Raw genomic sequence first — 17,133 nt, forward strand, 5'->3', positions numbered from 1 at the left:
CTACGTTTTAATTCTTAAATGGGACACCTTAATAGAAATCTATTATATTAATAAAAAAGTAAACTTTTTCACAAAAATCATGTCCAATTACATGTGACGACTTCATAATAAATGAAAATGATATTCAGTGTCAATTTTATTGACTATTTGAATATCTATTTATCATCTCAATCTCTTTCTACTTCGTTTCTTATAGGCAATGAACTCTTGTTTTCAAACAAAAACACCTCCATTGAATTTGCACACTAAATATGCGAATTCAAGAGGTGTTTTTTCATGTACCATCAGATAAGATTTCCTGCTTTATTTCTTGATACGTAGCTATTTTCTAGTACACAATAACTGGATCATTAGTGTTCAAACTATCATATACAGTTTTTGCAACATTAGGAAGAAGGTTTACACACCCGCCTGATCCCCCTGTTAAATAAGCATTATTTGCCCAGTCTTTTCGCCAGCCTGCATCATGGAATCCTTGGCCACTATTTGTGAATGGAACCCAGTAATCTACTTTAACTGCATAATCAGCTTTACCTACTGCGCTGCCTTTCAGCGTGTATGGTGTTCGTTTATATAGAACGTACCACACACCTGGTGATGTATCTTCACTCGTGCTATGTTTACCAGTTACTATATTTGTTGTGACGACTAATTTCCCATCTTTATAAATCCAAATTTGTTGATCTGCAATTGAAACTTCCGCATACGTGTCTCCGATGCCATTATTCGATGTTGTTTCATAACCGATACCTTCCTTCTCCCAACCATTTCCATGGATATTAGAAGCAGATAGCGATTTTTCACCCTTTTCAAAAGCTTGTTGAACTTGTTTTGTTTCTTTTTCAACATCTAGTGCCCAGCCGTAGCCTTGTCCTTTTACTGATATGACCGAACCGGAATGGGTTTTAAAGCTGAAATTTTTATTTAATGTTGATTTAGCATTATTAATTTCAGCAATCTTATTCTTAATGTCGCTCGCATCGATTGTAACTTTCATATCCTTTGACATAGAGGCATTTTGAATTAAATCTTTCGCTTTTAAAGGATACACTTCATTCTGCACTTTATATTCAACTGACTGCCCAAGAAGATTCTGTAGTGCTTTCTCCTCTTTTTTAACAATCGGATCGTCTTCTTTAATAGGCTGTATGTATGTAGACTTCAGATGAATTTCACTTTTATACTTCTGCTTGTCGTAATCTTTCAGTAGACTAGTAACGTCATACTGTTTTCCATCAACGCTCTTCGAAATAACAACTTTTCCTTGTTCCAGCTTCGCCATAGCATCTTGAGGCGCTTGTAGTTTTTCATTCATAGAGATGAGCTTTTCTTCTACAAGTTTTTTCATCGTTTCACTACGATACTGATCCGCCTTTTCCGGTAGCACTGAATATTTTTTTTCCTTTGAGGAAGGGAAAAATGTCCACTGGCTTTTTAATAGTTTCTTAACTTGAGGCAAATCTTTTTCCGTAAGTTCCGTTTTTGTATCTTTTTCATCTAAAATTTGTTGTTGATCAACATAGACTTTGTTTTCTAGTCCAGATGTTTTTAATTTCTGTATTGCCTGATCAGCGTTCAGACCACCGACTTTTGTGTCATTAATCGTAACATTTGAATTGAAGTGAGTTGCCTGATAATAACTCATTCCTCCAATGAGAAGTACAATTACACCAACACCCGCTGCAATAAGCTTCCAATTTGTAAAACGTTTGCTTGATCTTACTCGTTTTCTCTCAACTTCTTCAACTGATTCATTTATTGGATTATTGTTCATCAATCTTTCCCCCGTATACATTAACGTCAATCGATTTTAAACTAAAACCATTGACTAGTGTACCTTATTTTTCCTAAAATTTCATTATTTTTAAAAAGATTTTATCGCATTTAATTGATTAAATTTAGACTTTTTAATAGAAAGACACACTGAATAATCCCTTACAAGTAGTGAATCATTACAAAAAATCTGAAAAAGTTAAGTACTATTTTATTTCCCTTTGGTTCAGTTATCATTTCACTTAAAATACAAATATAATCCGTAACCTAAAAAAATTATTAATATTATAGAAATACTGAGTATTGTGTATATGACCCCTCTTAATGTTGTACTCATATAATCACCCCTCTCACGCTTCAATAATTCCATTATATAACAAATGATTCATTGAAAGTTTAGAACATGTTTTAAACCTAAATTAAGCGAAGTAAGGGACGCCATTTGACTCCCCTTACTTCGCCTTTAAAGAACAATGAGTGAATCGCTTACTCAACCAGCTTATTAAGTAACCTTTCACTATTTTTTACACAATTGTAATTATAGTGTTTTTTGACATTTGATCATTATAAATTTAAATGGAGGTTTACTTGCCATATTTTTATGTGGCTCCACAATTTCCGTAGTTTCCATCAGTCCATATTTTCCAAAGTCTTGTTGTACCGAGTCAACATCATAAAAATACATTTTTACCCCTTCCATTATCTCGAAGTAGTCTTTACCAAGTTGTTTCCCCTTCCCAAACATTGGGGCATCTTTAGAAATAGTAGTAAAAATCATATATCCGTTTGGTTTTAACTGACTATAACAATCTTTAATAAACTTCTCTCTCTCATCCTTATTCAACAAATGAATAAGTGCATAAGAAAATATACCATCATAAAGTTTATTATCAAAAGGCATATCCGTAACTGAACCGTGGAAGAAATTAGCATTGAGTTCATTTTCCCTCGCCAATTCAATCGCCGTTTTTGAAATTTCAATACCTGTTACATGTATTCCGTTATCAATAAAAACCTTCGCATTTCTACCATACCCAATACCAGGAATCAATATATCCTTCACTTTCTTTTCAAGGAAAAAGTCCTTCGTCAAAATTGCGGAATCTGCAGGTTCAAATCCCCACATCATTTGATTTTCTATAAAACTTGCTTCCCAAAATTCTGTCATACATCAATCTCCTTTATATATATCGTTGTTTACCGTTGAATGTTGAAAACTCATCGCATATTCACGAAATTGTATCAAATTTCAACATTAATTCAAAACAAAAAAGCATTGGATATCCAATGCTTTTTCACACTTACGCAAACAGAGACGTATTCGCATATAAAGCTGGTGAGCCACCTGAATGTACGAATAAAATGTTGTCCTCTTTATTAAATGTACCTTTTCTAATTAAATCGATTAGTCCCGCTACTGCTTTACCTGTATAAACTGGGTCAAGTAAAATACCTTCAGTTTTCGCAAGTAATTGAACTGCTTCTACCATCTCTGGCGTCGGTAACGCGTAACCTGGTCCTACATATTCATCAAAGCATGTAACTGCTTCGCGTGAGATAAAGTTTGGAATACCAACGTGAGCTGACGTTTCATCTACAAGTTTTGCTACTTTCTCTTCTTGCTCCGCTTTTCCTCTACTTACGTTAATTCCGATTACAGGAATTTTGCTTTGCGTTCCGGAAAAACCAGTAATTAAACCAGCATGCATACCAGCGCTACCACTTACGCAAACAACTGAACTGAAATCAATTCCTTGCTCGAATGATTGTGCCATAATTTCTTGCGCACAAGCAATGTATCCCATTGCACCAGTAGGATTTGATCCACCAACTGGTATTACATATGGTGTATTACCTTTTTCACTAACTTCTTTCGCTACTTTATGCATCTCTTCCATAAGATCTGCTCCGTTTGGCACAACAATTACGTTTTCAGCACCTAATAAATGATATAAGAAATAGTTTCCGTTAAAGTCTGGCTTTTCTTCTGGCTCAAGCCCTTCTTCTAACACAAGAATACATTTCATTTTTTCTTTTACCGCAGCTGCAAGTGTTAGACGGCAATGGTTTGACTGAATACCACCAGCTGTAATTAACGTATCTGCACCCTTTTCCTGTGCATCCGCAACTAGAAACTCTAACTTTCTCGTCTTATTACCGCCAGCTGTTAAACCAAGTAAATCATCTCGTTTAAAATAAATAGTTGGCCCACCAAGTGCTTCAGAAAAATTGTTTAATTTTTCAATTGGTGTATATGATTCTGTATATTTTTTTCTCGGAAATTTAGCTAAATTCATCAATAACGCTCCTTTTATACTCTTTCACAGTAAATGTAACCATACTATTATTACATGGAAAAATGATGAAGTCACCTTTCTGGATTAAAAATGTATCGAAATTCAGTAAATGAAATTATATAGGCGATATTTTACTTTTACTGGCGATTCAACATAGAATATCGACTTACCGACAAAAAACGGCTTACAAAATCCATTTCTCATCACTCAAAAAAGAGCCCACACATTTAAATGCGGGCTCTCTCCAATCACTTATTTGCCGAAAAACGAAGAAGCTGTGTTAATCCTGGCTCTAAATTCATTTCTCCTTTGTGACGTACGTATACGATTTTGTCGCCATCAAATTTTGGCGGTTTTCCTGGATTATACGTATTCCACTCGTTCGTTCCTTCTACAGAGTACTCCATATATTCTGTTGCACCAACGATTACATTATTTCTATCATCAGCCGTCACATCTGGTGCCATTTGTGCGATTTTTGCATCACTAATTGATAATTTCTTTATATCCTTATCACGTTTATAATCGTAAGCCGTTACGACTACATCGTTACCATATGCTTTTATTTGTAATCCTTGTTTGAAAGAATATCCATCCGGCGCAGTCTTCTCGCCACCATTTGGTCCAGCCGACATCCAACCAGTTTCAATTCCGCCCGTATTTACAACCGTAAATCCTTTTTCATCTCCGCCTGTAATTTTCTTTTTACCAGCCCAATCTGGTAAGTTTAAATCCCAATGTGTATGACTCGTAAAGAAAACTACTTGCGGATAGTCTTTTAATATATCGTACAATTTATCAACGTTTAAATAATCTTGTAAATATGGATTTTGTCTTGATCCAGATACTGTATCAGGTAAAACGTGATGAGAGAAAATGAAAATTGGCTTATTTTTATCTTTTTGACTATACTCTTCTAAATTTTGTTTTAACCATCCTAATTGCTCATCACTCATATATACTTCATCCCACATTTTTGAATCGTGGTATTTCATATATTTTTCAGTTCCTAAAAATAAAAGCGGATAACCATCTAATTCTTTTTTATGATATACCTTATCTTGTCCGCTAAATTTTAAATATCGATTAAACAATGTCTCTTCCGTTACACCATTTGGCCATGTATTTTGAGAGAGTTTCCCATCAGCTGTCCATTTACCAGCGTAAAATTCATGATTCCCAACAGTTGACCATACATTTTCCGGATGCTTATTCTTGTTTAACACACGCTTCACATCATCATATTGTGACTGCTGTCCAGTTGGCGTTATATCCCCATTCATAATAAGCGCTCTAGAAAGTGGTGTCACTTTGTTCATATCTTTTAATACGTGATCAAAATCCCCTAAATCCCCTTGAATATCACTAATAACATTAAACATCGTCGCTGTTTTTCGTGCTTGTGCTTGTTCTTTTCCCTCAGCATTCATCGAAAACGTTGGTAATAACACTGCCATAACGGCTAACGAAGCAACTGCCTTTTTCATACAATTTCTCCCCCTAATAATAGAATGTATAAACTGACATGTTTTGCGTTCTCTTAGTTGCTTGTCCAATTCATATTATAAAGAGGGATTGTAAAGATTAATGGAGTAAAAATTTAAGTATTTTTTAAGAGATTTTGTCTTTTTTTCGCATTCCACAATTACCGATTCGCGCCAATCTAACTTTCTAGCTTTTAACATTAAATAAATGTAAATTTATATAATACATCTTTTAGTTTAATACGTTGTCTTTTAATCTCAGTTACATTACTACAACAAAATACTCTACCTTTTTAAGTTCTCTTCATTTAATCCGAACAACTCTGGTAAAGTAAAACGTCCATCTTTTCTGTATATTTTTCACAAAAAAACAACGTTTTTCCCCTTTTATAGATACAATCTCATTTATTTTTCTTGGTGCTCCGCTTCCCACTCACTTAAATAAGATGCATATTCTAATTCATCTGGATTATCATGTAACATAGAAATAAACTCTAATTTATTCCCATCACAATCCAGAAAGTATACACTTGCAGCTGGCATCCACCTTTGGACAATTGGCTCTTGATTTCCTTTCCCTTGGCTTCCCACCACTTCTATTCCACGATTCTCTAACCACAATTTAGAAGTCTTTAGAAATTCTAAATCTACACCAAAAGCAAAGTGTTTTATCTCAAAATCTTCAATATTATGTACTTCCCATACTCCAAGCATTTGCTTTTTACTTTCTCCTACCCAAAAGAAGGCCACCTTTCTTTTGGATAGTTTTCTTGCTAATGCTAACCCCAACTTATTTTGATAGAAATCTATCGCCTTTTCTAAATCTCTTACATGTAAATGTGTTTCATATATGTTCTGTATCATTCTGCTTATTCCTTTCTTTATTAGTTAAGTAGTTACTGTAATTCTAAATCTGAAGTATGTATAATCATTGTAATTTATCTCCATATCCAATATACCTATTTACTATTCTATCGAAATTGAAATATGATAAATCCAACTGAGGTAGTAAATTCAAATAAAAATTCTACTACTTTTGCAGGAGAAATCTCCAATACATTCAGATGAAATCATACTAAAATAATAAAAAAGCGCTATTCTTTTAGTAAGAATAGCGCTTTTGACTCTTGGAGTTAGTTAATATTTTTCAGTAAATAGGTATGTGCAATTACCCCATCACTATCAAGCTAAGTTCATACACCGTCAATTATAGTAAAGGTTGTTTCTTTTTTAAAGGCTATGTGTAAGGAATTTAACCCTCCCCCAGGAATCAAAAAATTTTTGAGGGGATGCCTACGTAATATAACATATTTACAATTACGTTGCGTTTAGGTTTAAAATGCGTATCTTTTTCATCTATATTTCAACTACCATATTTAAGTTTATAAGAGTTATGCTTTTTAAATAAAAGTAATTACTTGTTTTATAAACTCGTAACCAAAATAACCACTAAATCCGAATAGTACTATTGCGGCAAATATAGATACCCATTTAATAAAGGTTGGATTTAGAAACCGTCTAGTAAAATGAACAAAGCTTAATAAGACCATATCATGCATAAAGATACCTAATAAAATACCTACAGCTATTAATATAAATGTTGATGTACTTGCACTACCTAATGAAGAAACTAGAACCGGCCCAAAGACCCCTATCCAAAAGACAATATTAGCCGGTGATATAGCAATCATAAAACCAGATAAATAAGCTGTTAATAAAGATTTATTAGGATCTTCTCCCTCTATGTTAACTTCTGACTTTGCTTCTTTAATACTTTCTATTCCAATAAACATTAAAAACCCAAAACCTAGTAACCACATAACTGCTTCTACCCACGGATTGGTTAATACACTAGAGAACCCTAGATAAATCAGAACTATTAAAGATAAATCTACAGTCATTCCTCCTATACCTACAAACCAGCCATGTACGAAACCATTTCTCATTCCTTGTTTAGTCATTTGGACAGTCATAGCACCTGCAGGTATTGATAAAGATAAACCTAACAATATATATGTAAAGAGTGTTACAATCATAAAAATTCTCCTATTTTAATCAATTATTATTCTTTTTATTAAATTATGCATGAAAAGGGCACTTACCTTTGATCGATTCATTACCATCTGTTATTACAGATTATTTCCATTCTCTTTTATCTGGAGCAATCACCCAATTAGATGACCACTCTTTTGGACCATGTTCGTTAAGATATTTTAAAATACTCCAAGTATCCCTTTGTTGAAGAGCAATGCCTAAAACCCCATAAGATCCTTTACATGTTTAACGTTCTTTTTAGATGTTAGTTTTTCAAGTAATAAAAATGCAACATCAAAAGCTGTACCTGGATTTGAAGATGTAATAATGTTTCCATCTTGAACGATTAAATCATTTTGTACTATTGCACCGAAATTCTTTAACTGCTCTTTTCGTTTACTCGTCGGATGACTGTATGTGGTGGCTTTTTTATCTGTAAGAATTCCGCTTTTTCCAAGCGCTAATGATGCGACACATATACTGGCAATAGGCTTCTGCTGGGCATAAAAATGTTGAATAACATGTAAGAATTCTCTACTATATGCATCCCGATAAAAGCCAGCTTCTTCAAAACCTCCTGGAATAGCTAATGCATCAAACTCATCTAATTGAATATCATCAACCGTTTTTTCGGGTATGACAGTAAAATTCCAAGTACAGGTTAATTTATTCCGAAGGCCAACTGTTACGACCTCAGTTGATCCATCTCCCTCCCATTTATTCCAACCTAGTACATCTGTAAATACACTAGCTTCTACTGCTTCAAATCCATCAGCTAATAATAATAAAACCTTTTTCATATCGTAAATCGCCTCCTGTTATCCTTATTTTATACAAATATATAAGGCTGATAAATAAGTTTGATAAGGATATTTGATTGTTTGGCTTTATTATATAAGGAATTTAGGTTATTCTATTTTATAAAAAAAGGTTGGATAATTTATGGATCAAATTGATAAAAAAATCGTGGGATTATTACAGTCAAATGCAAAAATTTCAATGAAGGATCTAGCAGAAGCCGTTCACTTATCTGCTCCGTCAGTAACTGAGCGAGTACGGAAGTTAGAGGAGCAAAAAATTATTGAAGGTTACCATGCACATGTTTCTCTAAAAAAAATAAACCGTCCAATTTCTGCACTTATATTGTTTAAATCAAAGGATTGTAAATCATTAGCTAACTTTTGCTATAATCATCCAGATGTACTTGAGTGTTACAGAGTAGCAGGGGAAATTAGCTATATTGTCAAATTAGCAACGTATTCTGTAGAAAGTTTAGAACAATTTATTGATGATACAATGCAATATGGTACACCATCAACGAATATCGTGTTATCTTCTTATGAAAAAAAAATAATTGCTCCTTTTATTAGTGAAGAATAAAAATACTGGCACAATCAATTAACTATTACTTACTCAATAATCCTTAATCCTTTAAAAATAGCCCTGATTTTTTTGACTGTATAAAAATCAGGGTCTCTAATCATTTTTATCGTTTTTGGGTAACCCATTTTTATTAGCTGGATAACGATGTGCAATTACCCCTATATAAACATTTAAATTATTCTTCACAATCCCTCTACTTCCAATAGCAACATGCTTATTACTTCCCATCACTACACCTCATTTCCTTTTTTACAAAAAAAAGACACAGAGATTTCTCCCCATGCCTACTAATTCTCTACTTCTTCACCGCATGTACATAATGCACCGTCTCAAAAGCTTCTAAATAATCGTTTCGTCCTTCAAAATATAATGTATGAATATCCTTTGGTGCTAAGTGCTCATAAATGAGTAAGCCCGCCTTCTCTAATAGTGCTTCCATTTCGGCATAAGAAAAACACGATTTCATCGGTTCTCCGCCTACTGCAGCCATTTTCACCATGTTTTCAACTCGATTAGACAATCCTTTTTCCGTAAATAAGTTTTCATTAGGATAATCGAAAATGATAGAACTCCCCTCTGGAACCATCGCAAATAAACAGTCTAGTAAACTAGAAAGTTCCTCTTTCGTTAAGTAATAAGTAACACCTAAAAGACTAAAGAAAGTCTTTGTATTTTCAAATCCTTCATTTACTAATTTTTGCGTAGAGAAACCCTTAGTAAAATCCATCGAAACAAAATGAAGATTGCTTGGGATTTCAAGCCCTGCTTCTTTCACTCTTTGTATTTTAAACTCTTGCGTAGAAGGATGATCCACTTCAAATATTTCTATTTTTTTTTCTAATTCTCGGTGTCTAAAACTAAACGTGTCTAAGCCTGCACCGAGTATGACGTATTGCTTCGCGCCTAATGCAATTTCATGTAATAGCACTCTTTCACAATATGCCGCGCGTGCCAAAGGTGTTGGTGATAATTGAACTTGTGTAATCCATTTTAAAATTTCTTTCGGATTGTCTTGAAACTGCTCTGCAATGTCTTTATTGAAAAAATGTATTCCTTGAACCATGTTCGTTTCAATATCATTACGTTCTTTTTGTGAAATAAGATCTTTAGCTACATAATCATCAAAGATTTTAGAACTATCAAATTCACTATGATACGCCCTTCCGAAAGCTGATACTAACGATGTTACACTTGATTCACCTTGTTTCACGCACATACACTCCTTCATTTTCACAACAAAAATAGGGTCCCCCTGGCCAGGAGAACCCTATTATACACTTTATTTTTATATTGGCAAATTATAGCGTAAATAAGTTTTTTTGTCAAGTTTTCAGCCTGCTAACACTCCGACACTTTGTATATTCTCCGGCAGGAACATCGAAATTATATACACAATTTTCAGAATTATTTATTCATTCTTTTTTGAGCAGTATTAGTATCTTGAGATACCGGTATGTGTTCGGTAGCTCTAGATAAACCTGTTTTTGGCATATTAACATAGATTGCTTCAGAAGCACCTTTTTCTATTTGATAGGTTTCGTGAAAAACACCGACACTCCCATTATCTTTAATCTTATTATTGTAGGATTTCCAAGCATATGAATGATTTTTTCCGTGAGCATAGTTTACTAATTCGTCGAATCCCTTCCAGTATTGAATTAGGATTACTTTTCTCCAACTAAATAAGAATTCTGTATGTAAGAACCCCCATTGTGGATTTTGATACAATTCTTTAATCATAGGTCCCATAGCATTAAAAACTGGTATCCACTTCCAAAATTTTAATAGGTTATTAATACGCATACCAATAATAAAAACAACAAATTCTTGATCCTTGCTATTGGCTATATGCCTGCCGTTAAAAATTTTAGCCCCCACTTTAATCCCCCTTTTTTACTGAACATAAATAATGTGCAGCTCCCAAATAAACCATAACACTTTTCCATGAATTTTCCAATTGATTCAACATAGATTATGAAAGGCTGTACTTAACAATAAAGGGTATATGTTTCCTACCTTTTTATTATTAACAGCTATTTTTAATATTTGTTCTAGACCTCCTTTTCACCAGGCACATTTCCATAATATATTTCAATAACGATAGCATTGTCGCCCCCTTTCTAAACAGAATATTTTTTAGTTCATTTGAGTTAGGACAACATCACATCACACTTTTCACATTAGGGGATTATTGGATAAATAAGTTTTTCGGTGAAATTTTCAGCCCATTACTACTCAGCCACTTTGTATTTTCTCCGGCAGGAAAATTGTCGATTCACACCGAACATTCCAGATTATAACAATACATATGGAGGCCAATATGAAACGATTAGTCATTATTACAGTAGGAAAAACCCACAGTGGAAAAACAACATTTGCTAAAGAACTAGAAAAAAAGTTCCCCCACTCTTTCGTTATGGATCAAGATAACCAAGCAGAATTTATTAACACGCATTATGAAAAATTACAGCCAACTGAAGGCCCTAATACATTTAAGCACGCTCTTTCGAAATTCATTGTTGATTATGCAAAAGAACATACAAATTTACACCTTATCATTTGCAACTCAAATAGAAGCCGAAACGGCCGGATGTATTTGCTGAATGAGCTGTTTAAGGAAGAGGAATATGTACGCATACTCGTTCGTTTTGACATTCCAGATGATATTCTTTATGAAAGAGTAGCTCGTAGTAAGCGAAGTATAAATATATTTAGAGGTAACTATTCCAGTTTCAAAGAAGTACTCAATCGCCAACAGGCCGAATCACTGCATGAAGATGTAGTACATCCTGTAGAAAATGAGGCTGATTATTTGTTTGTTATTCGCGATAGTAAAGATGTGAAATCTACTATAGAAGAAATTGTTCATCTTGCTGAAGATTTGTCCCCTATCCCAAAATAAAAGACTATAAGAATCACATAATCATAGATTCTTATGCAAATACTTCCTCTAGGCGCCGAACATGGTATATAATAATAAAATAATCTACTTCTATATGCTCAATTTTACACAAAACAGCTCATGCATATGAAAGAAAAGAGGTACAAAAATATGAAAACAAAACAAACAATCGCTGCGTCTACACTAGCTTTAGCAATGATTGCTGGCGCAAACTCTACTCATGCGGAAGTAACTGATGCTACTCCCCAGCAAAGTACGGGAGATCGCTTAGCTGAAATTAAGCAACATAGACAAGAGTTAGATGCGAAATTACAGCAGCACAAAGAAAATGTGGGTCAAACATTAAATGAACTTAACCAAGTTAAGGAAAATGTTGATACAAAGGTTAATGAACTACATGAACGTAAACAAGTTGCAGATGAAAAAATTGGCGAGATTAAACAACATAAACAAGAGTTAGATGCAAAACTTCAGCAAGACAAACAAATCGCCGAAGATAAAATCGCTGAAATTAAAGAGCATAAAAAGCAAGTAGATGAAAAAGTTGCTGAAATTAAAGAGCATAAGCAAACTGTTGATGAAAAGGTTAATGAGATTAAAGAACATAAACAAACTGTTGATGAAAAAGTGAATGAAATTAAGCAACATAAAGAGAACATCGATCAGAAGGTTAATGAACTTAAGGAAGTAAAAAAACAGGTAGATGAAAAATTAGCTGAGTTAAAGAAAGCGAAACAAACTGCTGAGGACAAACTTGCTGAGCTAAAAGAAAATAAGCCGAATACTGGGAACACGTTAGAGGAGCTTAAGAAAATTAAAGGCAATTTAGATAGTCTTTCCGCTAACTTAGAACTAGCTAAACAAGATGTAAAAAACAAACTTGCTGAATTACAAGAAGCTAGACAAGATTTACTAAATAAAATAAACGAAATGAAACAAGCGAAACAAACTGTTTCAGATGATTTAACAAAGAAAAAACAAGACTTAGATATTAAAATAAACGATTTTAAACATACTGAGAAAAAAATTGATGACAAATTAGCTGAGTTACATACAACAAAGCAAAATGTAGATAACAAAATTAGTGAAGTATCACAACCTAAACAATCGACAGTGAATAATAACACTACAACTACTACTGTTCCAGCGAAAAACAATGCTAAAGAACTTCCTAACGCTGGTAGTGAACAATCAAATAATATGACTTTAGGTATGTTATCTGTATTAGGCGGGGTTTTATTAATAACACGAAATAAAATTAAAACGTTATTCTCAAAATAAAGCCATTATATCTATTTTAAAATAATCATACAAAGGCCAACTGCACATATATGTACGGTTGGCCTTTTTTCTTTATATTAACTGCCCATCTCTAAGCGTCAATATACGATCACATACATCAAGCATTCTTTCATCATGTGTAATCATAATTGCTGCTTTTTGACTTTCTTTCACTTCACGTTTCATCATTTCCACAACTTCACGTGCGCGTTTTGAGTCTAAGCTTGCAGTTGGTTCATCAGCTAATATTAAATCTGGGTTGTTCATGAAAGCACGAGTGATTGCTACCCTTTGTTTTTCCCCACCCGATAGTTGATTTGGATAATGAGTTTTTCTTTCAGATAATCCAAATGCTGCTAGCAAGTGATCCGCACGTTTTTCTGATTCTTGTTTGTTTTCTTTTTTTAACTTTGCAATGTAAAGCAATTGTTCTTTTACATTTAAATATGGAACAAGATTTGCGAACTGGAAAATGAAGCCGATTTTTTTCAAACGAATGTCTGTCATTTCCTTTTCTGATAACTTCGTAATATTTTGCTCACGAATGTAAATATCCCCTTTTGACGGTGATAATAAAGCACCCGCGATTGATAATAACGTACTTTTCCCTGATCCAGAAGGACCGACGATCCCGATAAACTCTCCAGCTTTCACATCAAGCGACATCGGATGAAGGGCTGTTACTTCCGTATTCCCTTCTCCGTACACTTTACTTACTTTGTCTAATTTTAATAATGAAGTCATTACATCCCGCCTCCAATTGCTTCTAATGCATCAACTTTTAATACTTGATATAACGAAATAAGTGTTCCTAAAATACTAATTACGATAAAGATTGCTGCATATTGTGCAATCATCGGTGTTGTTAATAAGAACGGCATACCCGCTGGTAAAATTTGTTCTAATCCTTGTACAAGAACAATACTGATTACCATTGCAACGACTGATAAGAATAACGCCTGCACGACTAAGCTATTTGCTAAATAAGAGTTTTTCGTACCGATTGCTTTTAGTACACCTAATTGCTGTGTTTTTTGCAACGTAATTACGTAGAAGAATACACCGATTAGTAACGCAGCGATAACAAGTAAGAACGCGATAATCATCGTTAATGTTCCTTGCTCTTCTTTAAATCCTGGAATACTTTGTAATACTTCTTTTTTGTCGATAACATGTGCATTTTTAATTTCTTTATCTGTATTAAGCGCAATTGCACTATAATCTTTTTGGTTTGGTTGTGAAATAGCGCCCCATACGTCTTCATTTACATAAACGACTGGTGTATGGCTAAACATTTGATCTTTCGTAAATCCAACGATTTTAAATTCTTTCTTTGAAACAGGATCAATAATTGTATCCCCAATATCGATACCTTTTTCTTTAATTGATTCATCGGCAACCATTTCGTTATTTGCTGTACCCAATTTCTCACCTTTTACAATTTTCGGTTCTAAAAATGAATCACGTTCACTTGAGAAAATAGCGACATCAACTTTTTTCGAACTATCTTTCTTTTCATACGTTGAAACTTTCACACGAAACGGAACTGCCTCTTTCTCGCCTGCTTGATTTACTACGTTATCTACATCTTCTTTCTTAATTTGTGAACGAAGTAATTTATTTTCCGCATCATCCGCTAGTACAAATTTATTTGCCTCCATATTTTGAATCGATGAAGCATTATCGTATGATAATCCATTTGCTAATCCTGAAATTACAAGGACTAAAAATGATAATAACACCATAATAAGTCCGATTAATCCATATCTTAATTTTGATTGTTTTAATTCACGCAGAGCTAAAAACATTTCGCTCGCTCCTTCCTATTACTTTCTATGCACTTATCATAAAAAAGAAATATGAACGGAATATGAACAGAAGATTACAGAGCAAAAAAATAAATCTTCTGAAAGTATTGAAAATAAATAGAATCCTTGATACAATTCAGTCAAATAATATTGACCGAGTAATTTAATTCAAGGAGTTGATCATGTTGAAGCCCGTATTAACACTAACTACTTATAGCCAACTAAAAGCAATAAGCGATCCACTACGTGCCGAAATGATGATACGTCTATGCGAACGTCCTTATACTGGACAATTACTATCTGAGAAATTCGGCATTTCAAGGGCGAAAATTCATTATCATTTAAAAGAATTAGAAAAGAATGGCCTTATAGAAATCGTATATACAGAAGAAAAGAATGGCATCGTTCAAAAGTTTTATCAATCTGTCGCTAAAGGATTTACCCCTGCCGCGGACCTATTACCTCATTTAGAAATATTAAGCGAATCAGGTCGCCAAATCTTTTTACAAATGACGGAAAGAACGAAAAGCCATATTCTCGCTGCACCAGAAGAATCTTTTACATTACGAAATGCAAGTGAAGACCCCGCTGAGTGGAATTACGTTTCATCCTGCTGGGAATTTGATGCTACGCCAGAACAATTTCAAGTGTGGGTGAAAAAGTTTCATGAAGTGATGTCTGAATTAAACGAAATCACAAAAAGTGCGGATAAAGATCCAAATAGTAAAGCTTATTATATTTCTACTACTGCACTTCAAATCGCTGAGAGAACAATGCAGCAATTTGTAAAAAAAGAAGAAAAATCGTAATGCGATTTTTTTTACATAAACGGTCAAATTTATTTTACCGAATAAATTTTTTATAAAGGAGTAGATAAAGTGGACATATTAAAAAACCGGAATTTCCTCTTACTATTTTTAGGGAGAATTTTTACAAACATAGGAGATAGTTTGTATTATGTAGCAGCGATGTGGCTCGTATATGAGCTGAGTGGTGATCCTTTTTATTCTGGATTGGCTGGTTTCCTTACATTATTACCTTCTGCATTACAATTTCTTACCGGTCCATTCGTTGATAGATGGTCAATCAAAAACACCCTTGTAATCACACAAGTCCTGCAATGCATTCTTATATTAATCATTCCTATTACACACTACTTCGATCTATTAACAGTTCAGCTACTACTCATCATTATGCCCATCGTAGCCTTTATCGAACAATTCGCCTATCCCGCACAATCAAAAGCTTTACCACTTCTACTGCATAAAACACAATTATTAAAGGGAAACTCACTCTTTTCCTTTGCTTATCAAGGCATTGATTTAGTTTGTACAACTCTTTCCGGAATATTAGTAGCATTACTTGGCGCAATCACTTTATATATAATCGACTCTTTCACATTCGCGATTACTGCGATTTTGTTTATTTCATTAAAAATGCCGACACAAACCGAAACAGGCACATCACTTTCAACAAAGCAATATTTCTCTGATTTAAAAGAAGGCTTTTCAATCGTCTTTCGTTCATTAATGGGCATCTTCTTAATCGGTTCAGTTGTCGCTAATTTTTCAATCGGTATGACGATGGCAATACTCCCTTCTTTCGCCGATTCTTTAGGAGGGGTTAAATTATACGGTTTCTTTTTAGCCGCTATATCCGCCGGTAGTTTAATTGGAGCACTATTCAGTTCATGGGTTGGTAAACATAATATTAGCCATGTCTCCATTATTAGCTTTGCGACTAGCGCTTTCTTTTGGTTTCTCTCTACGTTTGTACCGTTTCAATGGTTATCAATTTTTTTATTCGGCTTAGCTTGGATACCAATTGGTGCGACCAACATATTATTTGCGACAATTAGTCAAACTTTAATTCCAAATCAATATCTTGGACGCATCAATTCAGTCACACGAAGCATGGGTACAATCGCTATGCCGTTCGGCTCTTTAATTGGCGGATACACCGCAAATGTATTTAGTAGCCAACTCATTTTCGCGCTCGCTAGCATCGGCATTTTATTCATTTCTCTCGTATGGCTACTTCATCCGAAATTACGTTCATTGCCGAAAGCTGATGAAATTACAGCGGATACTTTTGGGCTTCGGTTTAAGGAAGAGCGCGGGAAAGGTGCGGCTTTATAGCAGAAAGAAAATATTATCTAATCCGTAATGTGT

At 34.0% G+C, this 17,133-nt stretch carries 17 protein-coding genes; 5 read left to right on the forward strand and 12 right to left on the reverse strand.

The annotated features are described in order from the left end of the window. Positions 1 to 328 precede the first annotated feature (328 nt). The 7 genes from I6L50_RS21870 to I6L50_RS21900 form a co-directional block, all read right to left on the reverse strand. Positions 329 to 1,774, reverse strand: coding sequence for a L,D-transpeptidase family protein (locus I6L50_RS21870; protein ID WP_219303065.1), 1,446 nt, complete (start codon positions 1,772 to 1,774; stop codon positions 329 to 331). A 537-nt stretch (positions 1,775 to 2,311) separates the two neighbouring features. Then, positions 2,312 to 2,941, reverse strand: a complete 630-nt coding sequence (locus I6L50_RS21875) for a class I SAM-dependent methyltransferase (protein WP_219303067.1) — start codon at positions 2,939 to 2,941, stop codon at positions 2,312 to 2,314. A gap of 133 nt (positions 2,942 to 3,074) precedes the next feature. After that, complete coding sequence (gene cuyA / locus I6L50_RS21880) at positions 3,075 to 4,070, reverse strand: D-cysteate sulfo-lyase (protein ID WP_219303069.1); 996 nt, start codon at positions 4,068 to 4,070, stop codon at positions 3,075 to 3,077. Between the two features lie 248 nt (positions 4,071 to 4,318). Next, positions 4,319 to 5,557 (reverse strand): DUF4073 domain-containing protein, encoded by a 1,239-nt coding sequence (locus I6L50_RS21885; protein ID WP_219303070.1) that lies wholly within the window; start codon positions 5,555 to 5,557, stop codon positions 4,319 to 4,321. Between the two features lie 402 nt (positions 5,558 to 5,959). After that, positions 5,960 to 6,418, reverse strand: a complete 459-nt coding sequence (locus tag I6L50_RS21890) for a VOC family protein (protein WP_098501465.1) — start codon at positions 6,416 to 6,418, stop codon at positions 5,960 to 5,962. A gap of 536 nt (positions 6,419 to 6,954) precedes the next feature. Continuing rightward, positions 6,955 to 7,590: a LysE family translocator gene (locus I6L50_RS21895; protein ID WP_000637405.1), complete on the reverse strand. Its 636-nt coding sequence runs from the start codon at positions 7,588 to 7,590 to the stop codon at positions 6,955 to 6,957. Positions 7,591 to 7,806: 216 nt separating this feature from the next. Further along, a complete protein-coding gene (locus I6L50_RS21900; protein ID WP_219303072.1) occupies positions 7,807 to 8,388 on the reverse strand; it encodes a DJ-1/PfpI family protein in 582 nt (193 codons plus the stop codon). 142 nt (positions 8,389 to 8,530) lie between these two features. Here I6L50_RS21900 and I6L50_RS21905 point away from each other — a divergent pair, with 142 nt between their 5' ends. Further along, entirely contained in the window at positions 8,531 to 8,968 is a 438-nt protein-coding gene (locus I6L50_RS21905) for an Lrp/AsnC family transcriptional regulator (protein WP_000372086.1), read from the forward strand. A 96-nt stretch (positions 8,969 to 9,064) separates the two neighbouring features. Here the strand turns inward: I6L50_RS21905 and I6L50_RS34990 are convergent, their stop codons facing one another. The 3 genes from I6L50_RS34990 to I6L50_RS21915 all read right to left on the reverse strand — a co-directional run bounded on the left by I6L50_RS34990 (position 9,065) and on the right by I6L50_RS21915 (position 10,849). Continuing rightward, positions 9,065 to 9,199: a hypothetical protein gene (locus I6L50_RS34990; protein ID WP_255288373.1), complete on the reverse strand. Its 135-nt coding sequence runs from the start codon at positions 9,197 to 9,199 to the stop codon at positions 9,065 to 9,067. A 67-nt stretch (positions 9,200 to 9,266) separates the two neighbouring features. Further along, a complete protein-coding gene (locus tag I6L50_RS21910; RefSeq protein ID WP_219303736.1) occupies positions 9,267 to 10,187 on the reverse strand; it encodes a class I SAM-dependent methyltransferase in 921 nt (306 codons plus the stop codon). A gap of 188 nt (positions 10,188 to 10,375) precedes the next feature. After that, the gene (locus I6L50_RS21915; protein ID WP_002128099.1) at positions 10,376 to 10,849 is read right to left on the reverse strand and encodes a DUF4188 domain-containing protein; all 474 of its coding nucleotides are present in this window, start codon (positions 10,847 to 10,849) and stop codon (positions 10,376 to 10,378) included. A 442-nt stretch (positions 10,850 to 11,291) separates the two neighbouring features. Between I6L50_RS21915 and I6L50_RS21920 the strand changes: the two genes are divergently transcribed. Both I6L50_RS21920 and I6L50_RS21925 read left to right on the forward strand, forming a co-directional pair. Continuing rightward, the gene (locus I6L50_RS21920) at positions 11,292 to 11,873 is read left to right on the forward strand and encodes an AAA family ATPase (protein ID WP_219303074.1); all 582 of its coding nucleotides are present in this window, start codon (positions 11,292 to 11,294) and stop codon (positions 11,871 to 11,873) included. A gap of 120 nt (positions 11,874 to 11,993) precedes the next feature. Then, positions 11,994 to 13,154 carry an LPXTG cell wall anchor domain-containing protein gene (locus tag I6L50_RS21925; RefSeq protein ID WP_219303076.1) on the forward strand — a complete coding sequence of 387 codons (1,161 nt, stop codon included), beginning with the start codon at positions 11,994 to 11,996 and terminating at the stop codon, positions 13,152 to 13,154. 72 nt (positions 13,155 to 13,226) lie between these two features. Here I6L50_RS21925 and I6L50_RS21930 read toward each other — a convergent pair whose 3' ends face one another. Both I6L50_RS21930 and I6L50_RS21935 read right to left on the reverse strand, forming a co-directional pair. Next, a complete protein-coding gene (locus I6L50_RS21930) occupies positions 13,227 to 13,898 on the reverse strand; it encodes an ABC transporter ATP-binding protein (protein ID WP_002084586.1) in 672 nt (223 codons plus the stop codon). Then, positions 13,898 to 14,962: an ABC transporter permease gene (locus I6L50_RS21935; RefSeq protein WP_002185435.1), complete on the reverse strand. Its 1,065-nt coding sequence runs from the start codon at positions 14,960 to 14,962 to the stop codon at positions 13,898 to 13,900. Before I6L50_RS21935 ends, I6L50_RS21930 begins: the two co-directional genes overlap by 1 nt. Positions 14,963 to 15,147: 185 nt before the next feature. Between I6L50_RS21935 and I6L50_RS21940 the strand changes: the two genes are divergently transcribed. Together I6L50_RS21940 and I6L50_RS21945 are read left to right on the forward strand one after the other, a co-directional pair. Beyond that, a complete protein-coding gene (locus I6L50_RS21940) occupies positions 15,148 to 15,771 on the forward strand; it encodes an ArsR/SmtB family transcription factor (protein WP_219303737.1) in 624 nt (207 codons plus the stop codon). A 69-nt stretch (positions 15,772 to 15,840) separates the two neighbouring features. Next, positions 15,841 to 17,100 (forward strand): MFS transporter, encoded by a 1,260-nt coding sequence (locus tag I6L50_RS21945; RefSeq protein WP_002084581.1) that lies wholly within the window; start codon positions 15,841 to 15,843, stop codon positions 17,098 to 17,100. Positions 17,101 to 17,133 lie beyond the last annotated feature (33 nt).

Origin of the sequence: Bacillus sp. FDAARGOS_1420 (assembly GCF_019344915.1) — a bacterium.
GTDB classification, from domain to species: Bacteria; Bacillota; Bacilli; order Bacillales; family Bacillaceae_G; genus Bacillus_A; species Bacillus_A mycoides.

Excerpts from the sequence above, each read along its gene's own strand:
- I6L50_RS21870 (WP_219303065.1), bottom strand. The coding sequence starts at position 1,774 with ATGAACAATAATCCAATAAATGAATCAGTTGAAGAAGTTGAGAGAAAA.
- I6L50_RS21875 (WP_219303067.1), bottom strand. The coding sequence starts at position 2,941 with ATGACAGAATTTTGGGAAGCAAGTTTTATAGAAAATCAAATGATGTGG.
- cuyA (WP_219303069.1), bottom strand. The coding sequence starts at position 4,070 with ATGAATTTAGCTAAATTTCCGAGAAAAAAATATACAGAATCATATACA.
- I6L50_RS21885 (WP_219303070.1), bottom strand. The coding sequence starts at position 5,557 with ATGAAAAAGGCAGTTGCTTCGTTAGCCGTTATGGCAGTGTTATTACCA.
- I6L50_RS21890 (WP_098501465.1), bottom strand. The coding sequence starts at position 6,418 with ATGATACAGAACATATATGAAACACATTTACATGTAAGAGATTTAGAA.
- I6L50_RS21895 (WP_000637405.1), bottom strand. The coding sequence starts at position 7,590 with ATGATTGTAACACTCTTTACATATATATTGTTAGGTTTATCTTTATCA.
- I6L50_RS21900 (WP_219303072.1), bottom strand. The coding sequence starts at position 8,388 with ATGAAAAAGGTTTTATTATTATTAGCTGATGGATTTGAAGCAGTAGAA.
- I6L50_RS21905 (WP_000372086.1), top strand. The coding sequence starts at position 8,531 with ATGGATCAAATTGATAAAAAAATCGTGGGATTATTACAGTCAAATGCA.
- I6L50_RS34990 (WP_255288373.1), bottom strand. The coding sequence starts at position 9,199 with ATGGGAAGTAATAAGCATGTTGCTATTGGAAGTAGAGGGATTGTGAAG.
- I6L50_RS21910 (WP_219303736.1), bottom strand. The coding sequence starts at position 10,187 with ATGTGCGTGAAACAAGGTGAATCAAGTGTAACATCGTTAGTATCAGCT.
- I6L50_RS21920 (WP_219303074.1), top strand. The coding sequence starts at position 11,292 with ATGAAACGATTAGTCATTATTACAGTAGGAAAAACCCACAGTGGAAAA.
- I6L50_RS21925 (WP_219303076.1), top strand. The coding sequence starts at position 11,994 with ATGCATATGAAAGAAAAGAGGTACAAAAATATGAAAACAAAACAAACA.
- I6L50_RS21930 (WP_002084586.1), bottom strand. The coding sequence starts at position 13,898 with ATGACTTCATTATTAAAATTAGACAAAGTAAGTAAAGTGTACGGAGAA.
- I6L50_RS21935 (WP_002185435.1), bottom strand. The coding sequence starts at position 14,962 with ATGTTTTTAGCTCTGCGTGAATTAAAACAATCAAAATTAAGATATGGA.